This is a genomic window from Chryseobacterium sp. KMC2 (assembly GCF_016756935.1).
Classification (GTDB): domain Bacteria; phylum Bacteroidota; class Bacteroidia; order Flavobacteriales; family Weeksellaceae; genus Chryseobacterium; species Chryseobacterium rhizosphaerae.
The window spans coordinates 232,130-253,407 of record NZ_JAESIT010000006.1; the positions used below are offsets into that span (position 1 = coordinate 232,130).

Annotated in this window: 20 protein-coding genes; 16 read left to right on the forward strand and 4 right to left on the reverse strand. The window is 38.7% G+C overall.

The window, feature by feature from the left end; genetic code table 11:
* The first annotated feature begins 62 nt into the window (after positions 1 to 62).
* A complete protein-coding gene (locus JML65_RS09425; protein ID WP_202270642.1) occupies positions 63 to 1,457 on the forward strand; it encodes an alkaline phosphatase in 1,395 nt (464 codons plus the stop codon).
* Positions 1,458 to 1,606: 149 nt separating this feature from the next.
* On the opposite strand, the gene JML65_RS09430 is transcribed toward JML65_RS09425, so the two are convergent.
* The gene (locus tag JML65_RS09430; RefSeq protein WP_202270643.1) at positions 1,607 to 3,043 is read right to left on the reverse strand and encodes a PLP-dependent aminotransferase family protein; all 1,437 of its coding nucleotides are present in this window, start codon (positions 3,041 to 3,043) and stop codon (positions 1,607 to 1,609) included.
* 85 nt (positions 3,044 to 3,128) lie between these two features.
* Between JML65_RS09430 and JML65_RS09435 the strand changes: the two genes are divergently transcribed.
* On the forward strand, positions 3,129 to 3,836 hold the full coding sequence (locus JML65_RS09435; protein WP_084084172.1) for an aspartate/glutamate racemase family protein: 708 nt from the start codon (positions 3,129 to 3,131) through the stop codon (positions 3,834 to 3,836).
* 181 nt (positions 3,837 to 4,017) lie between these two features.
* Complete coding sequence (locus tag JML65_RS09440; RefSeq protein WP_115920277.1) at positions 4,018 to 5,343, forward strand: phosphatidylserine decarboxylase family protein; 1,326 nt, start codon at positions 4,018 to 4,020, stop codon at positions 5,341 to 5,343.
* Positions 5,344 to 5,432: 89 nt separating this feature from the next.
* Here JML65_RS09440 and JML65_RS09445 read toward each other — a convergent pair whose 3' ends face one another.
* Both JML65_RS09445 and JML65_RS09450 read right to left on the reverse strand, forming a co-directional pair.
* Positions 5,433 to 6,257 carry an anti-sigma factor domain-containing protein gene (locus JML65_RS09445; RefSeq protein ID WP_202270644.1) on the reverse strand — a complete coding sequence of 275 codons (825 nt, stop codon included), beginning with the start codon at positions 6,255 to 6,257 and terminating at the stop codon, positions 5,433 to 5,435.
* Between the two features lies 1 nt (position 6,258).
* Entirely contained in the window at positions 6,259 to 6,864 is a 606-nt protein-coding gene (locus JML65_RS09450) for an RNA polymerase sigma factor (RefSeq protein ID WP_237390823.1), read from the reverse strand.
* 1,349 nt (positions 6,865 to 8,213) lie between these two features.
* Between JML65_RS09450 and JML65_RS09455 the strand changes: the two genes are divergently transcribed.
* The 4 genes from JML65_RS09455 to xth all read left to right on the forward strand — a co-directional run bounded on the left by JML65_RS09455 (position 8,214) and on the right by xth (position 11,455).
* Positions 8,214 to 8,783: a fasciclin domain-containing protein gene (locus tag JML65_RS09455; protein WP_202270645.1), complete on the forward strand. Its 570-nt coding sequence runs from the start codon at positions 8,214 to 8,216 to the stop codon at positions 8,781 to 8,783.
* A gap of 76 nt (positions 8,784 to 8,859) precedes the next feature.
* Positions 8,860 to 9,573: a ferritin-like domain-containing protein gene (locus JML65_RS09460; protein ID WP_202270646.1), complete on the forward strand. Its 714-nt coding sequence runs from the start codon at positions 8,860 to 8,862 to the stop codon at positions 9,571 to 9,573.
* A gap of 24 nt (positions 9,574 to 9,597) precedes the next feature.
* Entirely contained in the window at positions 9,598 to 10,413 is an 816-nt protein-coding gene (locus JML65_RS09465; protein ID WP_084084168.1) for a ferritin-like domain-containing protein, read from the forward strand.
* Positions 10,414 to 10,666: 253 nt separating this feature from the next.
* Positions 10,667 to 11,455 carry an exodeoxyribonuclease III gene (gene xth / locus JML65_RS09470; protein WP_202270647.1) on the forward strand — a complete coding sequence of 263 codons (789 nt, stop codon included), beginning with the start codon at positions 10,667 to 10,669 and terminating at the stop codon, positions 11,453 to 11,455.
* Positions 11,456 to 11,560: 105 nt separating this feature from the next.
* Here xth and JML65_RS09475 read toward each other — a convergent pair whose 3' ends face one another.
* On the reverse strand, positions 11,561 to 12,349 hold the full coding sequence (locus JML65_RS09475) for an XRE family transcriptional regulator (protein WP_047493726.1): 789 nt from the start codon (positions 12,347 to 12,349) through the stop codon (positions 11,561 to 11,563).
* A 444-nt stretch (positions 12,350 to 12,793) separates the two neighbouring features.
* Between JML65_RS09475 and JML65_RS09480 the strand changes: the two genes are divergently transcribed.
* The 9 genes from JML65_RS09480 to JML65_RS09520 all read left to right on the forward strand — a co-directional run bounded on the left by JML65_RS09480 (position 12,794) and on the right by JML65_RS09520 (position 21,231).
* Entirely contained in the window at positions 12,794 to 13,078 is a 285-nt protein-coding gene (locus tag JML65_RS09480; RefSeq protein WP_179140018.1) for a bacteriocin-like protein, read from the forward strand.
* A 239-nt stretch (positions 13,079 to 13,317) separates the two neighbouring features.
* Positions 13,318 to 13,980, forward strand: coding sequence for a FadR/GntR family transcriptional regulator (locus JML65_RS09485; RefSeq protein WP_202270648.1), 663 nt, complete (start codon positions 13,318 to 13,320; stop codon positions 13,978 to 13,980).
* A gap of 42 nt (positions 13,981 to 14,022) precedes the next feature.
* Complete coding sequence (locus JML65_RS09490) at positions 14,023 to 14,955, forward strand: malonate decarboxylase subunit epsilon (protein ID WP_202270649.1); 933 nt, start codon at positions 14,023 to 14,025, stop codon at positions 14,953 to 14,955.
* A 14-nt stretch (positions 14,956 to 14,969) separates the two neighbouring features.
* Positions 14,970 to 16,619, forward strand: a complete 1,650-nt coding sequence (gene mdcA, locus JML65_RS09495; RefSeq protein ID WP_237390824.1) for a malonate decarboxylase subunit alpha — start codon at positions 14,970 to 14,972, stop codon at positions 16,617 to 16,619.
* Positions 16,620 to 16,643: 24 nt separating this feature from the next.
* Positions 16,644 to 17,501, forward strand: coding sequence for a triphosphoribosyl-dephospho-CoA synthase (locus tag JML65_RS09500; RefSeq protein WP_202270650.1), 858 nt, complete (start codon positions 16,644 to 16,646; stop codon positions 17,499 to 17,501).
* Position 17,502: 1 nt separating this feature from the next.
* On the forward strand, positions 17,503 to 17,805 hold the full coding sequence (locus JML65_RS09505; RefSeq protein ID WP_115920230.1) for a malonate decarboxylase subunit delta: 303 nt from the start codon (positions 17,503 to 17,505) through the stop codon (positions 17,803 to 17,805).
* Positions 17,806 to 17,811: 6 nt separating this feature from the next.
* Positions 17,812 to 19,464, forward strand: coding sequence for a biotin-independent malonate decarboxylase subunit beta (locus JML65_RS09510; protein ID WP_202270651.1), 1,653 nt, complete (start codon positions 17,812 to 17,814; stop codon positions 19,462 to 19,464).
* The gene (locus tag JML65_RS09515; protein ID WP_202270652.1) at positions 19,455 to 20,108 is read left to right on the forward strand and encodes a malonate decarboxylase holo-ACP synthase; all 654 of its coding nucleotides are present in this window, start codon (positions 19,455 to 19,457) and stop codon (positions 20,106 to 20,108) included. The genes JML65_RS09510 and JML65_RS09515 overlap by 10 nt, the downstream gene beginning before the upstream one ends.
* Before the next feature lie 91 nt (positions 20,109 to 20,199).
* On the forward strand, positions 20,200 to 21,231 hold the full coding sequence (locus tag JML65_RS09520; protein ID WP_202270653.1) for a hypothetical protein: 1,032 nt from the start codon (positions 20,200 to 20,202) through the stop codon (positions 21,229 to 21,231).
* Positions 21,232 to 21,278 lie beyond the last annotated feature (47 nt).

A 21,278-nucleotide genomic window follows, 5' to 3' on the forward strand; every position in this document is an offset into this window, starting at 1 on the left:
AATGCAACAAAGTATCAATAATATCATAAATAGAATACCTTTCAGCATTATTTTTACAGCATATGGACAGACGTAAATTTCTAAAAGGATCAGCATTACTATCAGGTCTCTTCACAATATCTCCGCTTGAACTTTGGAGTTCCAAAAGAAGTACTGAGCAACTCCATTCCGGAAGTGCAAAGAACATCATATTTATGGTAAGCGACGGGATGAGTCTTGGAACACTTTCAATGGCCGACCTGTATTCCCGGAATATTTTGGGAAAGGGAAGTAATTGGCTTAATCTGTATCATGATCAAAAAGTTTCACGGGCGCTGATGGATACGGCTTCAGCCAGTTCTATTGTTACAGATTCAGCTGCTGCCAGCTCGGCTTTCGGAGGGGGAATCAGAGTGAAAAACGGGGTATTAAATATGGGAGCCAATGGCGAAAAGCATCTTCCTATATGGCAAAAATTTAAAAAAGCTGGAAAAAAAGCAGGCTGCGTCACCACGGTAACGATTACCCATGCTACACCCGCCGGATTCTGTGTAAATTCTGCCCAAAGAAATGCAGAACCTCAAATCGCTGAAATGTATGCCGAGCTGGAATTAGATGTTCTGATGGGCGGCGGCGATGAGTTTTTTAATCCGGAAAAAAGGGAAGATAAAAAAGACCTTTATGCTGTTTACAGAAAAAAAGGATACCAGGTCCTTAAGGAGCGCAATCACCTGAAAGACATTAAAAAAGGAGAAAAGATAATAGGAGTATTCAGTACAGGAGCGTTGCCTTACAGCATCGACAGAACCAGTCTTCCTGATTTCAAAAATACACCTACACTGGCCGAAATGGCAAAAACAGCGATTGATCAGATGAAAGATCATCCGGGAGGTTTTGTACTTCAGGTGGAAGGAGGAAAAGTAGACTGGTCTGCTCATGCCAATGATGTAGCCGCATTAATCCATGATCAGCTTGCATTTGATGAAGCAGTCAAAACAGTAATGGATTTTGCAGAGAAAGACGGAAATACGCTGGTGATCATAACTACGGATCATGGAAATGCCAATCCCGGAACAATTTACGGAGCTGACGCTACCAAAAAATTCAACAGTATTTCAGACTACAAATACACTAATGAATATATTCTGAATCAGATCCATAAAGATTTTTCTGTGAAAGATATTAAAGACTGGATTTACGAAGGCAACCAACTGGCTCTGAATGATGATGAAGCCAAACATCTATTAAGTTTCTATAACGGTCTTGAAAAAGAAGAAGGGCTTTACAATTATAAAAAACTTCCGTTCAAACTCTATTCTGACATTCAGAAAAACCGTAATTCAGTAGGGTGGATCAGCATGGATCACTCCGGAGATTATGTAGAAGTGGCGGTTTACGGTCCGGGAAGTCAGCTTTTGAAGCCTTTCATTAAAAATACAGATCTGCATGACCTAATGCTTAAAGCTTCTCCTTTATAAACTTATTCATATTTTCATATCATATTAATTTTTGGGTGTAACAGGGCGAATTGTATTTTGCCCTGTTTTGGTTATTATACCCGGGAATAAATGCAAAGAAAATCAGACCATCTAAATTACAGAGTACACAAGCGGCAAATCTTTTCTGCCTATCGGCCACGATCTACCCGCATACTCTTTATAATACGGCCCAATCTCTTTAAAGCTTCTTCCACTTTAGTATTCCATATATTATTACAGCTGATCCTGATATAGTGGATATAATCACCATTATTGGAAAATAAAGGCCCTGGAGCAATATTTACAAACTGATCAATGGCTTTTTGCTGAAGTTCAAAAGCATTGATATATTCTGGCAATTCTATCCAAAGCACCAGACCTCCTCCGGGACGGCTCATCCGTATATCAGATGGAAAATAATTTTCTACAGCCTGTATAGTCAATAACATAAGCCTGTGCAGTTCGGGTCTCAATTTTCGCAGGTGTCTGTCATAAGCTCCCGTTTTTAAGAGCTGTAGCAAAGACAGCTGTACAATACTTGCCGTAGCTACATTGGTAACAGCTTTTAACTTTACAACCTGATCAGTAAACCTTCCTGCAGCACACCAGCCGATTCTGTAACCCGGTGCTGCTGATTTAGAGAAAGAAGAACAAAGCATTACCCAGCCCTCTTTATCATAACTTTTTATATTTGTCGGACGCTGGGCCTGAAAATGAAGATCACCATAAATATCATCATCTATGACTGGTATCTTCATCCTTTCAGCAAAAGCAGCTATAGCCTGCTTTTTTTCATTGCTTAGCATAATACCGTTCGGATTATTAAAGTTTGAAATCAATAAACAGGCTGAAATCTTTTGACTCTTGCAAATCTCTTCCAATTCCTCAATATTGATTCCAGCTAAAGGGCTGCCTGATAATTCAATTATTTTTAATCCGAGGCTCTCTATGGTTTGTAATATACCATGGTAGATGGGTGACTGAACAATGACAGTATCACCCATTTTCGTTACAGCACGCAGACATAGACTCACCGCTTCCAGCGCACCATTGGTTATGATGACATCATCTGCGGCCAGCTTTCCCTGCCAAAGAAAAGACCTTTTGGCAATTTCTGCCCTCAGGTGAATATTTCCTGCAGCCGATTCATACTGCAAATGTTGTCCGGTTAAATCTCTGGAAGCTTGTTGTAAACTTCTCCGCAGAGCATTAAAAGGCAGAAGGTCAGGACTTAAAACAGCATTAAAAAATGATACATAAGACTTATTTTCAAGGTCAGGAAATGAAGCTTCCTGCAGGACTTTTCCAATAGCAACCTCCTGAGCAAATGTTTTATTTTCTACATACTGAGGAAGATGTATGGAAGAAACAGATGTACGGAGTACCATAAAACCCGATCTTTCTTTTCCTGCAATCAATCCCTTGTCTTCCAGAACCGTAAAAGCTTTGAGGATGGTACCTACACTTACTTTTAATTGCTCCCGGATGCTACGCAATGATGGAAGCTTGGATCCCAAAGGATAGGTACCGTTATTAATAGAAATCTCAAATTGATCTGCAAGAGCTATGTATTGAAAATCTTTCATCTGTTACATTAATATATTCATTTTTTGTATCTGTTACAAAATGGTAAAGATATATACTTTTGTTGAGAACAAAAAAAAGAAGAATATGAAAAAATTAGGATTAGTAGGAGGGATCAGCTGGGCTTCTACCTTAGACTATTACCGCTTATTGAACGAAGGGATCAATCAGGAGCTGGGCGGATTGAATTTTGCAGAGTGTATCATTTATTCTGTAAACTTTAATTATTTTCAACAGTTTAACGCCGATTACGATTGGAATGCAACCTTCGACCTGCTTTTTGATGCTGCTCAAAACTTAAAAAAATCCGGAGCAGAAGCCATTGTTCTTTGTGCCAATACAGCTCATATCGTTGCTGATAGAATGGAAGAACTCATAGGGCTGCCACTCATCCATATTACAACTGCTACAGCCAATGCTGTTAACCGGAAAGGATTAAAAAAAGTCGGTTTATTGGGAACCAGCTATACGATGGAGCTGGATTTTTATAAAGATAAATTGATTGAAGGCGGCCTGGAACCTTTAATTCCGGAAAGCAGTGAAGACAGGGATTATATAGAAGATATTTTGAGAAACGAGCTGAGCCGGGGGATTATTAATCCTGAAACCAAAAAGAAATACCTTACCATCATTCAGGGTCTGATTGACCGAGGTGCTGAAGGTATTATTTTAGGGTGTACAGAAATCCCTTTATTGATCAAACAGGAAGATGTTTCAGTTCCTGTATTTGATACCATTAAAATCCATGTTGATGCTGCTGTAGAATTTGCAGTTTCAAAACAGAAAATAGAATAATCAATGGATAAGAACCGGGTACTCATCTCCGGTTCTTATTATTTAATCCTGGAATAATTCCGTTTTCCTATGATCAGTATTTCTACTTACATCACTTTGAGTAGAAATACTCTTGTCCTGCTTTATGGTAAGAGGTAATTTTATGGTATCAAAATCAACAAACAACCTAAAACTTGATATCATGAACCATGTAAAATACAGGATAGGAAAATGGCTTCCTTCCGACAGAGCGTTTTTAAATAACTGGATAGAAAAAAAGATCCAACAGGTTAAAAACAGCAATACCCCGTTAAGCCCGGCCGTAGCAGACCTGAGAGATGCTATCTACAGTGATCCCGTTTTATATATGAGCTTCACCAGCATGTACGATGAGATTCCGCAAGGCTATAATGAACCTGTAAAAAACTTTGAAACCATGTTACTGATCATTAATCAGGTTTTGAAGGAAGCTCCTTGTTACAGCACAATAGAAGATACAATAGGATTAGTGGGATTTCCAATCAACGCCATATTGGATTGGGCAATGGGTACCCAGGCAGGATATTTAACCTTTCTGCATCCTGTAGTGAATGAAAAGCTCAGTGTGATATTAGCAGAATGGAAGACCTTCCTGGAATCCCCGGATTCAAAATATGTTTTGGTAGACGGCCCCGTTATTCAGCCACAACCCGATTATACGCAGCCTATAGGATGGCTTTCTCCGGATTCTTTAGAAGCAATTGCAGCCATGGATCCTTTAAGAGGAAAGGGCAAAGATCCTGAAAATGCGTTGGATAACTTCATATACAACTACCAATGTGATCCTTCACAGCCTCATTTTGGATATAAAAGCTGGGATGATTTTTTCACCCGGGAATTTAATCCGGGAATCAGAGAGGTAAGCCCTGAAGACCAGGATCAGTCCGTAATTGTGAACGCCTGCGAATCAGCTCCCTACAACTGTGTGACCAATGCAAAAATGAAAGATAAATTCTGGATGAAAGGGCAGCCTTATTCTTTACTGGATATCATGAATAATCATTCGCTAGCTCAGCAATTTGGAGACAACAGCACTGTGTATCAAGCCTTTTTATGCGCTAAAACTTATCACAGATGGAACAGCCCGGTAGACGGTAAAATAGTAGCCATTGAAAATGTTCCGGGTACCTATTATGCAGAAGCTCCAATAGAAGGGTATGATCCGTCAGGACCTAATGACTCTCAGGGTTATATTACAGAACTGGCAGCCCGCGCTCTAATTTTCATCCAGTCGGATAATGAAAAAATAGGACTGATGTGTTTTGTGGCTATTGGCATGGCGGAAGTTTCCAGCTGTGAGATTACAGTGAAGGAAGGTGATCATGTGAAAAAAGGAGATCCCATAGGTACCTTCCATTTTGGAGGTTCTACCCATTGTCTGATATTCAGACCGGGAGTGAATATCAAATTTGATTTTCATGGACAGACTCCGTGTTTAAATACCTATAATATTCCTTTAAAAGCTAGAATTGGAGTCGTTACAGACTAATAATACTATAAATCATAGTAACGGTAAGTGTGTTAAACAAAAAATGAGGTATTTTATGACCTCATTTTTTTATTTTTATTGCAGGATGGTTATATTCCACCCATTACATACATGTTTTCCATAGTAGGAACCGGGCTTCCACCTTCTTTTTCAAGGGTGATGGCAAAGGCCTGTGCTTTTGAAATGGTCGCCAGTGCAATCTGGCTGTCTTTATCTTCAGTATACATTCCTGCGCTTACAGGTTTTCCATCTTCAAGAGCCCAAAGCTGATACTGCATACCTTCCGGAGTTTTGGGAAGACTTTCAGCATTCAGATATACTTTTTTTGTTTTTTTGTCCCAGAAAACCATGGCTTTGGCATCCTGATGTTTTTCAACTCCTTTTAACATCACCATTTGCATATCCGGATTGGAAAACATATTCAATTTCCGATCCATCTTTTTCATAGCGACATCCTGGGATTGCTTTTCTGCTGCCAGCTTTGTCATTTCCTGTTTTACTGCAGATTGGCTGTTCATCCAGAACAGATTTCCAGCCACACTTAGCAGGAATAAAACAGATGCTGCCACAGCATAAGATTTCCAGTTTGTTTTTCCCTGGATCTGTTCCCGGGTTTTCATTTCCCCGTCATCTTTTGCTTCCGGAATATCTGTAGAAAGAGACGGTCTTATTTCTTCAACAGAAGACTGCTCCTGTTGAATTCTGTTCCAGATTTTAGATTTCAGATCACTTGGAGGTGTTACAGCCTGAGCCGTAGCAAGATGTTCCAAAGTTTTTTGGGCTTCTTCAAAAGCCGCTTTTACTTCAGCATTATTCTTCATCACACACTCCAAAATCCCAGCTTCCTCGGGAGAAGCATGGCCTAGAATATAAGATTCTATAATTCCGGATGATATGTATTCTTTTGTGTTCAATTTATTGATAATCTTTTAGCAAATCTTTTAATTTCATCAATGCATTCCGCATTTTCGTTTTTACCGTTCCCAGGGGTATCTTCAGTTTTTCGGATATTTCGTGTTGGGTATATCCCTGATAATAAGCAAGATTAATAAGTTCCTGCTTGTCTACTTCCAGACCTTCCAGCACATTGTTAAATCCAATATAATCGGATGAATTGTTGGTCGTTGAAAGTTCTGTAGTATTATATACGAAATCCGGAAGTGGTTGGTTTTTAAGCTCATTCTGAAACCCTTTAGATTTTAAATAATCTATTGCAGTATTTCGGGCAATATTGATCATCCATGTATAAAATCTTCCTTTAGAGTCATCATATTGGTGGATAGAATTCCATATTTTAACAAAAACATCCTGAATGACTTCTTCAGTATATTCTTTAGACTGAACAATACGAAGAATAATTCCGTACAGCGCACCCGAATAGTGGTCATACAGATAATGAAAACCGGTTTCGTTTTTTTCTTTTAATAAAACGATAAGCTCCTCTTCAGAATAGGTTGTCTTAATAATTGTTATTTTTCCTTCCAAATGTAGCAAAATAAAATACATTCCAAATGAAATCATTAAAATCTTTTACCTCATACATGATTTTAATGATTTTATTTAAGAAAACTGTTTAAGCTTTTTACTAAACCATAAATAGAAGATTCAACGTAGTCTGACACAAAAGTTTTTATTTTTTTAGACACTTTAGAAAGTTTAAAGGAATATCACACAATTAAGTTGACATAAGATGAAAATCTTTGATTTTCAACAAAACTTCAGTGTACTTTATATGCACAAAGCTGGAAACTTTAATAACTTAAGTGTTTAAAGACTTTTGTGGTTACAAAGAAATCCTAACCTACTACGCTTGGATTCCTATGGAATGACAAACAGAACACTATCATACATCACTCTATATAAATTTCAACATTGCAAATATTTAAAACACTTTAGAGCACTTTAGAACGTTTAAAATAATAGTGTATAAGTAAGTGCACTTAAGATGAAAATCAAAGATTTTCTTAAAACTTTAGTGTACTTTATATGCGCAAAGCTGGAAACTTTAATAACTTAAGTGTTTAAAGGCTTTTGTGACTTTTGTGGTTACAAGAAAGTTCTAATCCACTAGGGTTGGATTCCTACGGAATGACAAACAGAGCACTATCATACATCACTCTATATAAATCTTAACATTGCAAATATTTAAAACACTTTAGAGCACTTTAGAAAGTTTAAAATAATAGTGTATAAGTAAGTGCACTTAAGATGAAAATCAAACATTTTCTTAAAACTTTAGTGTACTTTATATGTGCAAAGCTGGAAACTTTAATAACTTAAGTGTTTAAAGACTTTTGTGACTTTTGTGGTTACAAGAAAGTTCTAATCCACTAGGGTTGGATTCCTACGGAATAACAAACAGAACACTATCATACATCATCTCAATATTGCAAATATTTAAAACACTTTAGAGCACTTTAGAAAGTTTAAAATAATAGTGTATAAGTAAGTGCACTTAAGATGAAAATCAAAGATTTTCTTAAAACTTCAGTGTACTTTATATGCGCAAAGCTGGAAACTTTAATAACTTAAGTGTTTAAAGACTTTTGTGACTTTTGTGGTTACAAGAAAGTTTTAATCCACTAGGGTTGGATTCCTACGGAATGACAAACAGAACACTATCATACATCATCTCAATATTGCAAATATTTAAAACACTGTAGAACACTGCCTGTGTATTCCATGATCAACCCTGTTCTTACCTGAAACCTATAGAAAATTTACTTTGATCTCATTCTTTATAAAAAAAATAAACAACTGATAATCAGATATTTGAAAATTATTTCATTTTTTATCAATCTAAAACAAAACCAACCTCGTAAATGACACTAAGAACACAATCAAGTATAACTCAATAAAAAATCAACCACATGAACACACAATCAAAAATCGCAGTTTTAGCAATGATCGCTTTATCATTCGCTTTTAGCGGGAAGGTAACTGCACAAACGATGAAAGAAAAAACAGTAATGGTAGGAGGGGCTGCCATGTACCCATCTAAGAATATTATTGAAAATGCCGTCAACTCTAAAGACCATAAAACCCTTGTCACTGCAGTAAAAGCTGCGGGATTGGTAGAAACATTACAGGGAGCAGGTCCTTTTACCGTGTTGGCACCTACAGACGCTGCTTTTGCAAAGCTTGCGAAAGGAACTGTGGAAAATCTTGTAAAACCGGAAAACAAAGCCATGCTTACCAGTATACTGACTTACCATGTTTTGCCGGGAAAATATAATGCTAAGGAAATATGGGCAGCTGTAAAAGCCGGAAACGGAAAAAGTATGATGAAAACAGTACAGGGCGAAGAACTTACATTCTGGACAAAAGGTAAAGATCTTTATATAAAGGATGCCAAAGGAAACAGTGCCAAAGTGACCATTGCGGACGTAAACCAATCTAATGGAGTTATTCATGTCATAGATACCGTTTTAATGCCATAAGGATTAACAAAACAGCATATTGAGGTATGCTGTTTTTTCTTCTATTATCTCAACAAACACTTAAACAATTAATATTATGAAAAAAACGATTCATGTTTCTAATCAGGGAGCAAGTCTTGATACAAGCAGAAGAAACTTTTTGAAACTGGGAGGTATAGGATTGGCTATGGCCGGTCTCACTCTGGTAGGTTGTGATGATAATGATGATTTTCAGATCATAAATGATGGGAACATATTTGATCTGGGAACAGGAGATGTAGGGATATTAAATTATGCCTATGCCCTAGAACAGCTGGAAGCAGATTTTTATAATAAAGTGGTTAATAATTTTTACACGGGAATTTCCAGTATTGAAAAGGAAATTTTCACGGATCTTTATCACCACGAAGTCATTCACAGGGATTTCTTCAAAGCAGCCATCAGCAGTGCTACTCAGAACGTTCTTCCAAAGCTGGAATTTCAGTATCCCAATGTAAACTTTAATAACCGGAGTTCTGTGCTTGCTACGGCAAAAGCATTAGAAGATACCGGAGTCGCGGCATACAATGGAGCCGGGAAGTATATTACCAATGCGGCTTACCTTGTAATTGCCGGGAAAATAGTTTCCGTAGAAGCCAGACATGCCTCTGCGATCAGAAATCTGATCAATCCGGGATCTGCAGATTTCTCAGGAGACGATGTAGTGGATGCCAACGGTCTGGATCTTGCCAAAGAGCCCAAGGATATTGTAATGGCTGCAGGAGGGTTTATAAAAACGCCTTTCACGTGGAAAGAAAGAGGTATTAATTAATCATTCATCTTCAAATCTTGTATTATGAACATTCTTAAATTATTAGATAAGCTTTCTCATGATAAATTTTTTACGGCGGAAGCTTCAAGACTGGAAACACTTACGAATATGTCATTATTCGGAAAAAAAGCAGCAACTGCCGCAATTCCTTTTGGATTAGGTGCCATGATGGTCACGCCGGTAAAAGCAGAAACGGCAACAAAAGAATTTAGAGGTACTGCTTTAAAAAGTACATTAACCGATGCTTTACAATTGGCTTTGGTATTAGAATATCTTGAAAATGAGTATTATGCTTTAGGGCTGTCTGCAGCAGGGCTGATTCCCAATTCGGACAGACCGGTTTTTATGCAGATTTCAAAACATGAATCGGCCCACGTCAGCTTTCTGAAAAGCACCCTTACTTCTTTAGGGACAACTCCGGGAGCGAAACCTACTTTTGATTTTACAGCTAATGGAAGCTTTTCTCCTTTTACAGATTACAATCAGTTTCTTATCCTCGCACAGGCTTTTGAAGATACGGGAGTAAGAGCCTATAAAGGACAGGCAGGAAATGTCATGTCCAATAAAGTTGTACTTCAGGCCGCCTTACAGATTCATTCCGTTGAAGCAAGACATGCATCACAGGTAAGAAGAATGAGGGCTAATAAAGGCTGGATTGAACTGGCTAATGGTGGAAATATGCCTTCAGCAACAGACCCTGTATACGCCGGAGAGGACAATGTAAACCAGTCCGGATACAATACAGGAACCTTATTTGGAGCGGCAGCAGGTTCCGCCGCCTATGACGAAGTGATGAGTGGCAGTGATGCCCAAACTATTGCCTCCTTATTTATAGTGTAATTGTGATTGGATGGCAGTGGAGGAGGTGTCCTTTTCCGGATATGCCGGAAAAGGACCTTTATCAAAAAAAAGAGTACTCATCGCCAGACCTTAAAAAAACAGATGATCAATAATTAATTTTTATCCATCCTTTTACGACAAGTACCATATATAATGTATGGTACTTTTGTGTTATCAGCTTCTATTTTTAACCTATATCATGGAATAATTATTGCCTTATTCATGATCTGGTGTATTCTAATATTTTTCTATTATGAAAATAGCAACCTATAATGTCAACGGAATCAATGCCCGGTTACCTTTACTCTTGCAATGGCTGAAAGAAGCCTCACCGGATATAGTATGCCTTCAGGAGCTCAAAGCACCACAGGAACGATTTCCTTTAAAAGAAATTAATGCTGCCGGTTATCAGGCCATATGGAACGGACAGAAAAGCTGGAACGGGGTAGCCATACTGGCAAAAAACAGAGAGATCACAGAAGTACAGCGGTCTCTGCCAGGTGATCCTGAAGATCTTCAGAGCAGATATATAGAAGCCATTATTGATCAAATGGTTATATGCTGCTTATATCTTCCCAACGGCAACCCTTATCCTGGAGCAAAATTTGATTACAAACTCTCATGGATCAAACGCTTACAAAGGAGAACAAACCAGCTTATTAAAATGGAGCTTCCTGCGATCCTTATCGGAGATTTCAATATTATTCCCGAACCCATAGATGTCTACAAACCTGAACGCTGGGAAAATGATGCACTGTACAGAATTGAAGTAAGAAAAGCATATAAAGAACTGCAAAAGAAAGGATGGCTGGATTCTATCCGTACTCTTTATCCTGAAGAAAAGATCTATACATTCTGGGATTATCTATACAAAGCTTACGATCGTAATGCAGGAATACGGCTTGATCATATTTTATTAAGTCCTTACCTGAGTCCCCAACTGCAATCAGGTGGAGTAGACCGTCATGTCAGGGGTTGGGAAAAGAGTAGTGATCATGCACCGGTATGGATTATATTGGACAGGTCCTCGAAGCCACGATGACCGCTATAAAGGTTTTAGTAAATAAAAAATACAGCCAGTCTTTTTTGAGAAGCTGGCTGTATGGTATATGTATGCTATAGAAATCAGAGATCTATTGCAATTATATTATGATAATTTACGGCGACGACCGGAAACCTTACGGTCAAGATCTTTGATATCCTGTCTCAATTCCCGAAACATCTCTTTAAAATTATAGCTTTCATAATCACCGGGTTCAAAGTCTTCCGGAAAAATTCCTGAAGCGTACTGCCATATTTCCACCACTTCATCAAAAGGGATTTCGTAAGGCTCATAGAATGAATTATCCGCACTTACACTGATGGTATTTTCATTCTTTTCTTTAAAACGTTTATAGGTAATTCCGTCATTTAAAGTGACAAAAACATAGGTTTTCCCTTGTTTCAGGTCATTTATTCCTTCTACATATTTCCCTACAATATAAGAACCGTTTCTAAACGGAGGCATAGAGTCTCCATCTGCAGGAAATGCTCTGTATTTTCCATTCGTTAAAAAGGGAAGGGCAATCCTTTGAAGGCTTTCAATATATTCTACATCGCTATATCCCTCCAGATATCCCATTGATGCTTTTTGAGGAATGATTTCAATAGTATCATTTCCATGATGATCTACAGCTACCGGCAGTACAATTCTGTTGTCCGGAAGTTTCAGCATTTCATCCATAGGATATTTCTGGATATCTACAGAGACCAGAAGATCAATACTCACATGGAAATATTTGGATATTTTTACCAGAAGCTCAATCGGAGGCTCAGATATTCCATTCTCATATTTAGAATATCTTACTCTGGAGATCGTTAATTCGTCAGCTACATTTTGTTGGGAAAGTTTTCTCTTAGCTCTTAAGAATCGTATATTATTTGAAAAAATTGACATTGATAAAATAAAAGTATATCAGCAAAAATACAAAATTGATTTCGTTATCAGTGATCAGCAACGCTTGTTTTCCTGTACAAAGTGGAAAAAAATCACCTTTTCTGGTATATTATACCGGATGCTGAAGAAAAAAGATGAATTTCAGGACTCCCTTTTTTACTATTTATACAGAGACAGACTGTTTTTTTCAGTTTTGAAGAATATTCATTAAAAAACAATATTTACTCTTAAATTATTAACTCTAAATTTTTGAATTTGAAATATGTTTTTTAACATTTAGTAAATCAATCAGATATAACAATAAATGATATTCTCATTATTTTCCTTTTATATTAATGAAATATTAAATTATAAAAACATATTATTAATTTTTTAAGAAAAATTTGGGAACTTATTATTATTCTTCTTATATTCGTAATGTAATAATCATATAAAATTATAGTTATGAAAAACTTAAAAAAATTAGACAGAAACGAATTAAAAACAATTTCTGGTAACGGATTACTTGATCCAATCGGTGGATTACTAGGAGGACTAGGTGGTGTAGTTGGAGGTGTTGTAGGAGGTGTAGGCACTATCGTTGGTGGTGTTGTTACAGGTGTAGGTTCTACAGTTGGTGGAGTATTAGGAGGTGTTGGTACCCTTGTAGGTAACACATTATGCCAAACACAATGTGTAATCAATGGTGTCATTCACATCAGATTACTTGAGTGTGGATCTACTTGCTAAGAAAAAACAAGTAATAAAAACTATACCGCTCTTTTCGGAGCGGTTTTTTTGTGACAGTACAGCACTTACTAGCCAAGGGAAAGAAATCACCACCAGTAAAGAGTTTACAAAAACAAGACTACCTTTCTCTTATAAGTACCTGAGCTTCAAATCAAACTATTTTTACTTTTTTTGAAAATAATTTTGGCCTTTAAAAAATATTGTTTTACATTTGAGTCATCAGATGACATGACGATATTATGACAAAGATTATTAGACGCAAAAGTTTAGCAGAGGAAATTGCAGCAACCTTACACCAGCAGATTCAAAATGGCATTTATAAACTGGATCAGAAATTACCCATTGAGCCGGAGCTGATGAAAATGTTGGGAGTTGGGAGATCTTCACTTCGTGAGGCTTTACGTATTTTGGAAAACTCAGGTATCATTACTGTAAAGCATGGGGTAGGTTCTTTTGTGACTTCACAGACTTCACAAACAACTTCTTTGGCAACCCAGCTGATGAATGCTTCCCAGACGGAAGTAAAAGAGGTGAGGGAGCTGTTAGAAATCAAAATTGTGGAAAAAGCGGCACTTAACAGAACCCAAACTGATATAACCACTATTACATCATTTCTTAAGAAGAGAAACCAGGCGGCTGATGACAGCAATTTTACGGCATGGGTGGAAGCAGATATTCATTTTCATATTGCCATAGCTGAAGCCAGTAAGAATACCGTATTAAGTGATCTGTACAAAACCTTTGCTGAGCAGCAGCTTAAAAAAAGTATATCAAGTACCATCAAAGAACCTGCCGTTATGCATCGTTTTACCAGCCTCCATAACGACCTCTTAGAAAGTATAATCAACCAGCAGCCTGAATCTGCGAAGGCCTTAATTGAAAGTATGAATAAAAAAATATGAAAATATTTACCGTAAGTCATCTGCTCACCTTATGTCTTAATTATGAAAACAGCATTTTTATTTCCCGGTCAGGGCTCACAGAAGCCAGATATATTATCCTCATTACTTGCTCAGGAGTCTGATGCCGGATATCTATCTTATTTGACAGAGCAAATCCTTCAAAAAAGCATTTCCGAAATAGACAGCAGTGAGGGTTTATTCTCAACAGTCAATGTACAGGTAAATTTACTAATTGCTGGAGTGCTATCTGCAAAACAGCTGCTTGCCAGAGGCGTAACTGCAGACTTTGTGGCAGGACATTCAGTAGGAGCATTTGCCGCAGCAGTTGTTAGTGAAGTCATTACATTTCAAGAAGCTGTCAGCTTGGTGCATCACCGTGCACAGCTCATGGAAAAAGCATTTCCGGCACATTATGGAATGGCTGCCCTGCTAGGATTTACCGAAAACAGATTAATACCTTATTTAAAAGATCATAATAGCCGCCATACTCCTGTTTATCTATCCAATATTAATGCTTCAGATCAGCTGGTTGTTACAGGTAAAATAGACAGTATATCCATCCTGATTAACGAACTGGAAAAAGCAGGAATACGAAAAACCAAACTGCTGGATGTAAAAGTACCTTCACATTGTGAATTGATGACAAGTGTTTCCCAATCTCTGAAACAACAGATTGAACAACTGACTTTAAAATCTCCTGTCATTCCCTTTGCCTCAAATGTAACCGGCAGACTCTTAAAAACCGCCGATGCCATTGGTAAAGATTTGTGGCAGAGTATTTCATCACCCGTAAAATGGTATGATGCCACGACACTGATCTATGAACTCGGTACACGGATATTTATTGAAATGGAGCCCTCAGGAGTATTGGCAAAATTAGCAGCAGAAGCTTTTCCAGAAGCGGAAATTCTGAATATGGACAGTAAACAAATAGATCAAATAACTGTTCTGTGGAATAATTATCAACATAAGTAATAAATTAAAGTATTATGGAAAATCAAATGATAAGTACATCATGGACAAAGAAACGTGACGAAAAAAAACGCAGGATCAATGCCGTAAAACATCTGGTTGAAAACATCTTTATAAAAAGAGAAAATATAGTTGAAACCTTACAGGTATTGATTCAGCCCGGAGACCGTGTAGTACTGGAAGGTAATAATCAAAAACAGGCATCGTTTCTGGCTGAAGCCCTGCTCCAATTAGACCCCGTCAAAGTGAATAAGCTCCATATGGTCATGTCCAGTATTTCTCTGCCTGAGCATTTGGATATCTTTGAAAAAGGGATTGCCGAAAAGGTTGATTTTGCCTATGCCGGGCCACAAAGCCTGAGAATTGCCCAAATGCTTGAAGATGGGATACTTAAAATCGGTGAAATCCATACCTATCTTGAGCTTTACGGAAGACTATTCATTGACCTCATCCCAAATGTTGTTTTAATTGCAGCCGATAAAGCCGACCGGCTGGGTAATCTTTATACCGGTCCCAATACGGAAGAAACTCCTACAATAGCAGAAGCTGCTGCTTTTAAAGATGGAATCGTCATTGTTCAGGTCAATGAAATTGTGGATGAATTGCCAAGAGTTGATATCCCCTCCTCATGGGTTGATTTTATTGTGGAAGCAGACCAACCCTATCAATTGGAGGCTTTATTTACACGCGATCCTCAGAATATTACCGAATTACATATTTTGATCGCCATGCTTACAATACGAGGAGTGTATGAAAAGCATCACGTCAAATCGCTGAACCATGGAGTGGGTTTTAATACTGCAGCTATTGAACTGCTACTTCCTACTTATGCTCAAAACCTTGGCCTTAAAGGGAAAATTGCCACAAACTGGGCACTCAATCCGCACCCTACATTAATTCCTGCTATAGAATCAGGATGGGTGGATACGTTGTATGCTTTTGGAGGTGAAGTGGGTATGGAACAATATGTGGCTGCCCGCCCGGATATCTTTTTTACAGGAAGAGACGGCTCATTAAGGTCAAACAGGGCCCTTGCCCAGGTTGCCGGACAATATGCCATCGATATGTTTATAGGATCTACACTGCAAATCGATAAAAACGGAAACTCTTCCACGGTAGTATCCGGCAGGCTGGCCGGCTTTGGAGGAGCTCCTAATATGGGGCACGACCCGCGTGGACGGAGACATTCCTCAAAAGCATGGCTGGATATGATTACTTCCAAAGACCCTCTGGCACATGGCCGTAAACTGGTTGTACAGACCGTGGAGACATTCCAGAATGGCAATACCCCAGTATTTGTAGAAACTTTAGACGCGGTAGAAGTTGCTAAGCAATCTAACCTGGCTACAGCCCCGGTCATGATTTATGGAGATGATGTTACCCATGTAGTTACAGAAGAAGGTGTCGCCTATATTTATAAAGCCGAAGGACAAGAAGAGCGGAGACAGGCTTTGGCTGCTATTGCCGGTGTTACCTCAGTAGGGCGTACCGCAGACCCCAAAACCACACAGGCATTAAGGGAACGTGGAGTGGTGGCATATCCGGAAGATATAGGAGTCCACCGTACAGAAGCTAAACGCAGCCTGCTGGCAGCCAAAAATATAAAAGACCTGGTAGAGTGGTCTGGTGGGCTGTACAATCCTCCCGCTAAATTCAAAAACTGGTAATTATTCTCATATAAATCTAAAAAAATGTTAGCAGAAATAATAACATATAACCTGGTGGCGGATACAATTGCCGATTTTGCCAGAGAATCCCTTTTAGAAGAAGTTTATCTTACCCCTAAACCGGGTTTGGTAGATAGGGAAAATAACGGATCACATCACGATCTGAATCTTACGGTAATGGAATCCTCTGCCTTAGCATTAAGATCGGTTTTCTACGAAATGGCTATAGTGGCAGCCCATAAAAAACCATCATTACAGCTAAGGGAGGAATTAGGAGCCATTGGACGCTATGGAGAACGGAAAATGCTGGAAGCCACCGGCGGTATCAACGCACATAAAGGAGCAATATGGAGCATAGGCCTTTTAGTGGCAGCAACAAGTATTTTATCATCGGGAGATTCTGTCTTTACGATAAGCAATCTATTAAATACGGCAGGAGCCATTGCCAGATTTGATGACCGGTATCAGCCTTCAGCCCCAAGCAATGGCAAACAGGTAAGCAAAAAATATAAAGTGGTTACCGCCCGGGAAGAAGCTGCACTGGGTTTTCCGTCGCTATCTAAAACAGCTTTACCAATCTGGAGAAAATATCAAAATGAATCGGAAAACATTTGCCGCATCAATGTACTGCTATCATTGATTTCAGTAGTTGATGACACCTGTATTCTGCATCGAAGCGATATGAAAGTACTCCGGATGATCAAGCAAAAAGCTAAAGATATCTTGGACCGGGGAGGTATGGGGATCCCTGAAAATCAACATGTATATCAGGACTTAGATGATCTGATCAGATACTGGTGGGTATCACCAGGAGGAAGTGCGGATATGCTTGCAGCCAGTATTTTTATTCATAAAGTAACTCATCATTTTACAATCAATTAATATGGAATCATTTTCATTTACAACTCCGGCTAAAAAGTCGGTTGCAAAAAGAGCGCATATAGGAGTGGTAGGATCTGGAGATCTCGAAATATTACTGGAACCGGGGACAAGCGGAACAACGATATTCAATGTCCGTACCGCTTCAGAAGGCTTCAAAGAAACATGGAGGGCAGTATTTAAACGCTTTACAGTACATCATGATATAGATGCTATTATAACGATCAATGATTTTGGTGCTACACCGGGCGTAGTCAGTTTACGGTTGGCACAAGCAGTAGAAATTTCCAATCAAACAAAAAAATAAGGACTTATGAAAACAAGTTTTATTGAGCTGAAAGGCCGTGAACGTGCCCAGGCTCTGCTGGATATCAATACTTTTGAAGAAATACTGGATCCTTTTGGCAGAATAGAATCTCCCCATCTTCCAGCACAGGGTATTGTACCGGAAAGTGATGACGGAGTGGTTATTGCCAGAGGGACTATCAGCGGGCAGCGGGCAGTCATATTATCCATAGAAGGGAGTTTCCAGGGAGGAGGAATAGGAGAGGTCAGTGGCAGTAAAATAGCAGGCTCACTGGAGTATGTGTTAAAAGACATTCAAAATGGAAAAAAAATAATTCCGGTTATTATATTTGATACAGGGGGTGTACGGCTTCAGGAGGCCAATTATGGTTTATTATGTATTTCAGAAATCCAATCTGCAATCGTAGCCTTAAAACGCCATGTCCCTGTCATTGGGTTGATCCCGGGAAATGTAGGGTGCTTTGGAGGAATGTCTATTACAGCAGCGTTATGTTCTACCCTGATCATGACGGAAACGGCCCGCTTTGGTCTCAATGGCCCTGAAGTCATTGAGCAGGAAGCAGGGATTGAAGAACTAAACTCACGCGACCGCAGACTGATTTGGGATACGATTGGCGGTAGATCACGTTTCGAAACAGGCTTGGTCGATCAGTTGGTAGAAGATGATATTCCAGCTTTTAAAAAGGCCATTATTAAAGCTGTTACGGAACCTGATACCATCTCCCGAACCCGTCAGATAGAGCATTATCTTTCCATAATTTCACAAATAGACTTGTCCGTTAAAAATACCAAAACGGATTTTATTGAATTGAACAAAAAGAAAAAAACTGAAGTAAAAGCAGTCCTTGAAAATAAACCTGTTGAAGGGAAGGGAAGGACCTGGTTTACAATACTTACAGAAGGAGCGTCTTCGATCAGTGAATATCCAAGTCTGCTTGTAGCCGATACTCAGTTTGAGGGTAAATTAACACGTTTTATAACAGTCGTTCCTAATGAAGCTAACCGTTTCCCCCGCGCACGTCACGGAGAGGTTGGATTACTGGAAGGTTGGGCAATAGCAAAATATGTCCGCCAGGCGATAGATGAAGATGCCCACAAAGCCGATAAAAGAAATATTGTAGCCATCATTGATGTACCCAGCCAGGCCTATGGTTATCATGAAGAATTATTTGGAATCCATTATGCCTGTGCAGCAGGAGTGGATGCCTATGCCAGTGCCCGGATTTCAGGTCATTCTGTAACTGGTTTCATCGTAGGCAATGCTATTTCAGGTGCTTTTTTAACCCATGGAATGCAGGCAAGCCGTCTTATTGCCTTAAATGACCCTTCTATAAATATACAGGCTATGTCCAAAGAATCAGCAGCCCGGATTACGAAACGTACCATCGCAGAGTTGGAAAAAGCCACTCAAAAAGTACCGGCTATGGCATATGATGTTGCCAGTTTTAATGCTTTGGGTCCACTTGATGCTTTGGTAACTATCACTGATACCACTCATCCTGATTCAGCTGATATTCAGAAGGTAAGTGCAGCGCTTGAAAAAGCAGTCCATAAAGCTGATGACACACTCAACCAAAGATTGGAAACACCGAATGCCATTAATCAGGGTAGAGTATACTCCCGTCTGGTGAGAACTAAAATTGGAGAACAATGGAACTGAACCCCCATGATCTTATACGGATCTATAACCAGGATGACCTCTTAACGGATGCATCACTCCCCGAATGGGCTGTTTCAGCATTAGTACATGCTCCTTATGCGGTTGTACGCCGTGCTCCCTCCAAAAATGGATTGATACCTGTTGGAATAAGAGGAAGTAAAAAAAATGAACGACTCCCTGCATGGCTTATATCATCTGTGGTATATGAAGTCATTTCTCCTGAAATGTTGGTTTCTCCTTTACAATGGAAAATTAAACAACATGAACTAAACCCATCTATCCTGTCTTTAAAAAGCATTACTCCAATTTTAAACCAGGAAAAACTTTATTGGGGACCTACAGGAAGTACTGCATTTGAACTGGCAACAGGAATAAAAACACTGACTGAAGAAAGTGATCTCGATCTTGTATTGAGGTATAATAATCCCTTACCGGTTGCTGAAGGGCTATCACTGCTAGATAAACTCAATAAAGAAGCCGGCGTAAGGCTGGATATCCAACTCGAAACACCTCTGGGTGGAGTTTCCCTGGCAGAGTATGTGAATTCTACGACGGTATTGGTGAAAACTTTAACAGGCCCCATAATCGTTGATAGAAAGACATTGTGGAGTAAGCTAGACCATGTTATGACCTTCAAACAATAAAGCTGTCTCAACTTTTTAGTGAAAACCATACACTTAAAGATTCTTATGAATAAAAAGTTGAGACAGTTTTAATAAATACATCCCTATTCTGATGAAAAATTCGAACCGATCTTTTTTTTCTCTTAATAACAGTCCGCCCCCGCTTAGTTCAGAAAATAAAAGCATCAGCAACAGCCCTTTACAACATTTGCCTGTAGGTCTTTTTGGCTCAACGGTTGCATTATCAGGCTTATCTATAGCCTGGAAAACCTCTGCAGCCTTATTTGGTGCTCCTATAATGGTCAGCAAGTATATTGGTTTTTTGGGCTGGACTGTATTTATCCTGTTAATAATAGGGTATCTGTACAAAATAATCATGTTTCCATATAAGGTAAAAGCTGAACTGACTCATCCGGTAAAGGCTAATTTTCTGGGTACATTTTTCATTTCTGCAGTCCTCCTTTCCACATTGGCGGCACCTTATTCACTGCTTCTTGCCAGGATAAGCTGGATAATAGGGACATTCGGAGGTATTATTTTTGTTTATATACTAACCGTTAGGTTATTTAAAGGGTCTATAAATTCACTTGATCTGGTACCGCCAGTACTGATACCGGGGTTAACAATCCTCAATGCAGTTACCGCTCATGCCAGTGTTGATTTAGGATGGGAAAGTAAAGAAATGGATACCATCCTTTTTTCTGTCGGGATCATGTATGCCATAGTATTCTTTATTATTGTCACCTATCGTCTGATACACCGTGAACCCGTTACATTATTTTTAAAACCAACTTTATTAATAATGTCTGCACCTTTTGAAGTAGGATTGTTGAGTTATCTGAGTACAAGAAAAGAAATAGACACCTTTGCCTCTGCTTTATTCTATTCCGGATTTTTCATTTTTATAGTACTCTTATTGGTGGTTTTTAATAAAAAACTTCCTTTTATGGTATCATGGTGGGGTGCCTGTTTTTCTACTGTAGCGTTAACTAATGCATCACTTCAATATGCAAGATTCAACCAGCTTTCATTCAATATGGGAATCGCTGTAATACTATTGGGCATTGTAACCATCTTCATCCTTATTACTCTGTTTCAGACGATCCGTCACCTGTTTACCGGAAAACTTTTAACACCAGGTTAATTTTTCCGGAAAAAATAAGTATTTGTCAACAGCTGACGTAAGTATAA